The following is a 7280-nucleotide window of genomic DNA, read 5'->3' on the forward strand; positions in this document are numbered from 1 at the left end:
GAGTGAGTATCGTGTCATCCATTAATCTGGGTTCGGGTTTGGGTGGAGATATTACAATTTCGACCGATCGTTTGCGTCTGGTCAATGGAGGTAATATTTCCAACCTGACCCTAGGTATTGGCAATACTGGAGATATCGCAGTCAACGTGACCGACACCATTGAAGTTTTGGGTACGAATGCTCTGGTGAGTTCGCCGTCGGTCATCAGCGTCAGTTCTTTTAACCGGGGAGATAGCGGTCGCTTAACGGTCAATGCCTCGAAACTGATTCTCCAAGATGGAGGAGCCATCAGTTCGGGTACGTTGGCAACGGGTAATGCTGGCAATGCAACGTTCGACGTGTCGGAATCGATTGAAGTTCGCGGCGTGGGAGAAGATGGCGAGCCGAGTCGTATTTCTGCAAGTGCAGAGATTTTGCCCCCAGTATTTCAACAAATTTTTGGACTCCCTCCGACTCCCAGTGGCAACACGGGTAATGTCATTGTGAATACTCCAGTTTTACGGGTCGGCGATGGCGGAGTCGTCACAGTCGAACATCAGGGAAGCGGAGATGCGGGATTCCTTGAGGTGAATGCCGATCGAATTTTTCTCGATCGCTCCGGAGAAATTCTCGCGGCAACCACTTCGGGTCAAGGGGGAAATATCTCCCTCAACGTTCGTGATTCGCTGCAATTGCGCAATGGTGCGGCGATCGATGCCGAGTCTTTTGGAGTCGGCAACGGTGGGAATATTCAGATCGACTCCGATACCATTGCGCTTCTGGAAAATAGCCGCATCAATGCAAATGCCATTGAAGGAACGGGCGGCAATATCCAAATTACCACTAGCGGACTGTTCGTCTCTCCCGATAGCCGCATTACCGCCAGTTCTCAATTCGGTGTCGATGGCACGGTCAATATTAATAATTCCATTGTCGATCCCGCATCAGGACTGGTAACGTTGGATGCCGACCCTCTCAACGCCAACACCCAAATTCAAGATAGCTGTGAGATTGCCACCCGCAGCCGGTTCGCCATCACCGGTAATGGGGGACTCCCCGAAGACCCCACTCAACCCCTACAACCGAGCACCGTCTGGCGAGATACCCGTTTGAGTGAAATCCAAAGCCATCTAACCCCCAGTTCCGTTGAAGTAGAAGCCGAGGCAGCCTCCGCACTCACTGCACCCTTAGTCGAAGCCACGGGATGGAGAACCAACAATCGCGGTCACATTGAGTTAATCGCGGCATCGGGAAATCCGTCTTATTCCCCCTGGCAGCCACAACCCGATTGCGAATCGTTGCCCGACTCCGATCGCACCTCCTCCAACCATTCCATCGATCCCGAGTCCCCTCGACGGTGAACCGGAACTCGGAGACAATGAAAATATCAAGGTCAGCTTGGGTCAAATGGGCGATCGCTACTTCCTTTGAGCATCAGCTATCGAACATTCTGTGCCCAATCCGATGACCGATCGCGGTTTTCACAAACATAGATACCGCAGGGGTTAGCTCAAGACGTCATAAAAAACAGTAGGGGTAGTGCCCCTGTGCCTACCCCGTTGGTGATGGCTGGGGTTAACCCTTTGCCAAAACTACTGTAACTCCTTCAAGAACTTAACTCTATCCACTCAATTCAACTTAGAATCATTCATGTGCAAAGCCAACTCTGGTTCTTGGCTAGTATCTGCTGCTCTCCTGACTTTGGGACCGATCGCTACTCCAGGACAAGCACAGATTACCCCCGATGCCACTTTACCCAATAATTCAGTTGTCCTTCCCGATGGTAATGTCTTGACCATTGATGGGGGAACTGAAGCAGGCAGCAACCTTTTTCACAGTTTCGAGGATTTCTCTATCCCCACGGGAACTGAAGCATTCTTCAACAATTCCCTGAGTATCGAGAACATCATCACCCGCGTCACCGGAGGCAACTTTTCCGACATCGACGGGTTAATTCGCGCCAACGGCACGGCAAACCTATTTTTAATTAACCCCAACGGCATCCAATTCGGGCCCAATGCCAGCTTGAATATCGGCGGTTCCTTCCTCGGCAGCAGTGCAGAGAGCCTGTTATTTGAAGATGGCAGTTTCTACAGCGCCACCCAACCCGACGCATCAACCCTACTGACCGTTAGCGTTCCGGTGGGATTGCAATTTGGAGCCAATCCCGATCGCATTGTCAATCGATCGATCGCCCGATCGTCTTTCGACTCTCCCGTCCCCGTTCTTCCCTTTCCCCTGTCGCCCAATATCGATTTAGCGAACGTAGGACTCGAAGTCCGTCCCGATCGAACCTTAGCCCTGATTGGTGGAGAAATCCAACTCGCCGGAGGCAACTTAACCGCCAGCAACGGTCAAATTTACCTGGGAAGCGTGGCAGGCGAGGGTTTAGTCAATTTTGCGCCGACATTATCGGGATGGCGTTTTGAGAAAGGTGATATCGTCAATGCAGGCAACATCAGTCTCTCTAATGGCAGCCTCCTCAATACCAGTGGTGTGGGTGGGGGCCGAGTCGAGATCGTTGGAGACACCGCAACTCTGAGGGATGGGCGAATTTTTGCCCTCACCCTAGGAAATCTCAACGGTGGGGGGATCGAGATCCGCGCCCGAGAGTTGCAGGTTACAGAAGGGTCGCAAATTTCCACCCTGACATTAGGAGAAGGTAGAGGAGGGGATATCCGTTTTCAGGTAACGGATTCGGTGGAGTTCAACGGACTCGGGTTAGAGAATTATCGACTCGTTGCCGGATTCTATTTAACCCAGGGAGTCATCAATCCCTTCGAGGCGCAAATCGCTCTGCTCACCGGGACTGCGGGAACGGGCGATGCTGGAGACATCATCATCGAGACGGGAAAACTGCGGTTGGATAATGGCGTTCTCGGAGGCAGCACCACTTTTGGGGCGGGGAATGCGGGAAATTTGAGAGTTCGTAGCAATACCTTCGAGCTGGTGGGTTCTGGCATCAACAACGGGACTATTCTCGGGAGTACCGGAACGGGAGGAGATATCAACATTGAGACCGATCGCCTCACCATGAGTTCTGAAGCCGGTTTGGTGAGTGTCACGCCCACGAATGGAGCTGGGGGAGACATTACCATTATGGCGACCGAATCCATCGAAATGTTCGGTTCCCCCGAAGCAGTGTTCGACACCCTGATTAGTACCAACGCTTTCGGTCTTAATGGGCGTTCTGGAAATATTATCATCGACACTCAACGATTGAGCCTTTCGGGAAGGAGCGTCATTGCTTCGTCCAACGGTTCGATTATTGGCTCTTCTTTGCTCGTGTCTGATGCGGGAGGGCCTGGTGGCGATGTCACCATTCGGGCATCGGAGTCGATCTCGATGGCAGGCATCATTCGAGAAGACATGGAACTCGACAGCTTCAGCAATATTGCCGCCCAAACCTTGAACTCATCGCCTGGGGGGAACATCAACATTTCTACCCCCGTCCTCGATGTGCGTTTGGGATTGATTTCTGCGGCCTCTTTGAATGACGGAGATGCGGGAGACATTACCATCGATGCGGGTCGCGTCGTATTAGAGGATGCGCTCGTCGAGGTGTCTGTGGGGGCGGTCGCCTTCTTGCGGGATGTCAGTGCTACGGGGAGTGCGGGAGAATTGAACCTCAATGCCGATCGCCTGGTGGTGGGGCGTGACGCTCGGGTAACCGGTCTGGCTTTAGGAAGCGGCAGGGCGGGCAATCTCAATATTGCGGCACGGGAGCTGGTTTTGACAGATGGAGGGAGCATCGACGCTTCGACAAATTCGGGTCTGGGGGGCAACCTCAATTTCAAGGCTCGCGACATTCAGTTACGCCAACAAAGCCGCATCGAGACCAATGCCGGGAATGCCACGGGCGGAAATATCGCCATCGACACCGACACCCTGGTGGCTTTGGAAAATAGCGACATTTCCGCGAACTCCATCAACGATCGGGGCGGTCAAATCGCGATCGATGCGAGCGGGATTTTCGGCACCCAGTTTCGGGATGCACCGACCCCCGAAAGCGATATCACGGCGACCTCGGCATTGGGAGCTGAATTTAGCGGCGTGGTGCGAATTCAGACTCCCGATGTGGATGCAGCTTCGGGATTGGTGGCGTTAGATGGCAGCACTCTCAACCCCAGTACTCAAATTCAAAACAGCTGTGCGGCGGCTCTGGAGAATCGCTTTGTCATCACCGGTAATGGCGGACTGGCTGAAGACCCCACCCAATTCCTGCAACCGCAAACGGTGTGGCGAGATACTCGTTTGGGAGAAATTCAAAGTCATCTTACCCTCAATCCAACGGGGACAGAACCCGAGGAATTCTCTGTTTCGACGGAACCGTTCGTCGAAGCCACGGGATGGAGAACCAATAGTCGCGGACAAATTGAGTTAGTCGCCGCATCGGGCAACCTCTCTTATTCCCCCTGGCAACCCCACCCAGACTGCGAGTCGGTTTCCCAAGACTCTGCGAGTACCCAGTCCTCTGGACGATGAGGCGCGATTTGGAAGAGAATTGACATATCGAGTTTCTGTTTGGGTGCAAAAGCGATCGCCCCTTCCCCTTGACTTTTGTGCGAAGACATTCGGTACTGAAGCGCGCCAACCGCAACCCCGAAAATCCCTAACCCCGTTAACTCAATTCAACTCAGGAGCATTCATGAGCAAAGCCAACTCCCCCTCTTGGCTGGTATCTGTTGCCGTTTGCACTTTGGCAACTGTTGCCACACCTGCCAATGCCCAGATTACCCCAGATGCCACCTTACCCAACAATTCAGTGGTTTTGCCCAATGGCAACGTCCTCACCATCGAAGGTGGCACGCAAGCGGGTGGCAACCTTTTCCACAGCTTCTCGGATTTCTCCATCCCCACCGGCAGCGAAGCCTTTTTCAACAACGCCATCAGTATCGACAATATCATCACCCGCGTCACTGGCGGCAACCTCTCCGACATCGACGGATTAATTCGGGCGAATGGAGGTGCGAACCTGTTTTTAATCAATCCCAACGGCATCCAATTCGGCCCCAACGCTAGTTTGAATATCGGCGGTTCCTTCCTTGGCAGCACTGCCGAGAGCGTGTTATTTGAAGATGGCAGTTTCTACAGTGCCAGCGAACCCAACGCACCACCATTGCTGAGTGTCAACATCCCCATTGGTTTGCAGATGGGGCAAAATCCCAGCGCGATTCAGGTGCGCGGCAACGGTCATAATATAGTACTCAACCCGATTACATTTATTCCCATCCGCGCCAATCGCCCTGAGGGATTGCAAGTAAATTCTGGAGAGACTTTAGCATTAGTGGGTGGAGATATTCTGGTTGAAGGCGGTAATCTTACAGCCAGTCAAGGGCGAGTAGAACTCGGAAGCGTCGCAGAATCGGGAACGGTTTCTCTGATTCGGGTAACCGATGGATTTACCCTAAATTATGAAGAGATAAACCGCTTTGGCAATCTCGATTTTACCCAAGCATCCTCAGTGGATGTGAGTGGTGAGGGCAGTGGCAATATACATTTCCAAGCCGGTAATATTTCGATTTTTGATACTTCTACCATTATTAGTAACGTTCTCGGGTCAGAGGATGGGGGGAATATTGTCATTCGAGCCTCTGAATCGGTGGAAATTATTGGAACCGATACCGGATTCTATCCGAGTAGTTTTTTCAATCAAGCAGAGGTAGGAACGACTGGTAATAGTGGCGATTTATCCATACAAACAGAAAGATTTAGGATTGCGAATAATGCTCTTATTACCAATGGTCAAGCTGGATCGGGCAGTGGGGGAGACTTAACAGTTACAGTCGATGAGTTCGAGATCGTGGGTATCTCAAATTCCTTGTTTATTAGCGGCTTACTAATTCTTTCGGCAAGCGAAAGTAACAGTGGAGATCTGAATTTGAATGCTCGAAGTCTGCGAGTTGCCAATGGTGGTGCGATCGCAAATTCTTCTGGAGGGGATGGGGATGCAGGCAATCTCAATATTAATGTTGCTGGCACTTTAGCCGTTGATGGCGAGAGGTTGGAAAATCCTAGTAGTATCGCCAGTCAAGCAGCCATTCTAAATTCCGATGGTAGTTTTGGTTTTGTGAGTGGTGCGGGGAATGGGGGAGAGATAAATATTAATGCTCGGAATTTGCAAATCACCAATGGTGCGGCGATTTCTGGGTCTACGTTGGGAATCGGCGATGCAGGTAATATTAACATCAATGTTACGGAAACCTTAGTCATTGATGGAGAAGGGATTTTTCCCAGCTTGATTAATAGTCAAGTCGGCATTATCGATCGCCAGGGTGATGCGATCGATGGGACTCAACTCACCGGAAATGGGGGAAATATTACGATCGACACCCAAAATTTACAACTCTCAAATGGTGGGATAATTACTGGCTCTACCCTCGGAGCGGGTGATGCGGGCAATCTTAATATTAATGTTACCGATACTTTAAGCATTGATGGAGCGGATGGAGTCGGAATCCTTGCCAGTTCGATCGGTTCTCAAGTCGGCGGTTTCGATTTTAATGGCAACCCGATCGAGGCAATGGGAAATGGGGGAAATATTATCGTTAATGCCCAAAACTTAACCCTTGCCAATACTGGCTTAATTATTGCTTCTACCTTCACCAATGGAAATGCCGGATCGATCGATCTAAATGTGGCTAACACCCTGCTACTCACCAGCCAAAGCCGGATTGATTCGATTAGCAATCGTAATGCTTCTGGCTTTGGAGGAACGATCGCCATTCAAACGGGTTTACTAGAACTGATCGACTCTCAAATTTCCGCCTCTTCCCAAAGCGATTTTGCGGCCGGTTCGGTAGACATTACGGCCGAGCGCCTAAACCTGGTGGATGGGACCACAATTTCTGTGAGTGGTACGAGTATTGGAGATGCAGGCAACTTATCGATCGAGGCGGACGAGATCGAGATCGATCGACAATCGAGTTTTCAAGCCAATGTCGCAGCGGGAAATCAAGGCAACATCAATCTAACCTCAGATTTGCTCCTGCTGCGCAACAATAGCAGCATTATCTCGAACGCCAGCGATCTAGCCATTGGTGGCAATATTAACCTCGATACCGTCAATTTAGTTGCTTTGGAGAACAGCGATATCAGTGCCAATGCCGAACAAAGCTTCGGGGGACAGGTGAATATTGCCGCCGATGGCATCTTCGGCACTCAGTTTCGGGATGCACCCACCCCCGAGAGCGATATTACCGCCACCTCGGCGTTGGGGGCAGAATTTAGCGGTGCGGTGCAAATTCAGACCCCCGTTGTCGATCCGGCTTCGGGACTAGTGGCATTAGATGGGAATACCC

General features: G+C 51.4%; 2 protein-coding genes and 1 pseudogene. All 3 read left to right on the plus strand.

What is annotated here, in order from left to right; genetic code table 11:
- A pseudogene (locus IQ235_RS14010) lies at nucleotides 1-1340 on the plus strand (S-layer family protein); the annotation flags it as partial.
- Nucleotides 1341-1629: 289 nt separating this feature from the next.
- The gene (locus IQ235_RS14015) at nucleotides 1630-4464 is read left to right on the plus strand and encodes a beta strand repeat-containing protein (RefSeq protein WP_264322072.1); all 2835 of its coding nucleotides are present in this window, start codon (nucleotides 1630-1632) and stop codon (nucleotides 4462-4464) included.
- A 163-nt stretch (nucleotides 4465-4627) separates the two neighbouring features.
- Nucleotides 4628-7280 (plus strand): two-partner secretion domain-containing protein (locus IQ235_RS14020; RefSeq protein WP_264322073.1); only part of this gene is annotated, 2653 nt, incomplete at its 3' end.

Origin of the sequence: Zarconia navalis LEGE 11467, from assembly GCF_015207075.1 — a bacterium.
GTDB classification, from domain to species: domain Bacteria; phylum Cyanobacteriota; class Cyanobacteriia; order Cyanobacteriales; family Geitlerinemataceae; genus Zarconia; species Zarconia navalis.

What these genes read in the sequence shown, in the direction of transcription:
- IQ235_RS14015 (WP_264322072.1), top strand. Translation starts at nt 1,630, where the DNA reads ATGTGCAAAGCCAACTCTGGTTCTTGGCTAGTATCTGCTGCTCTCCTG.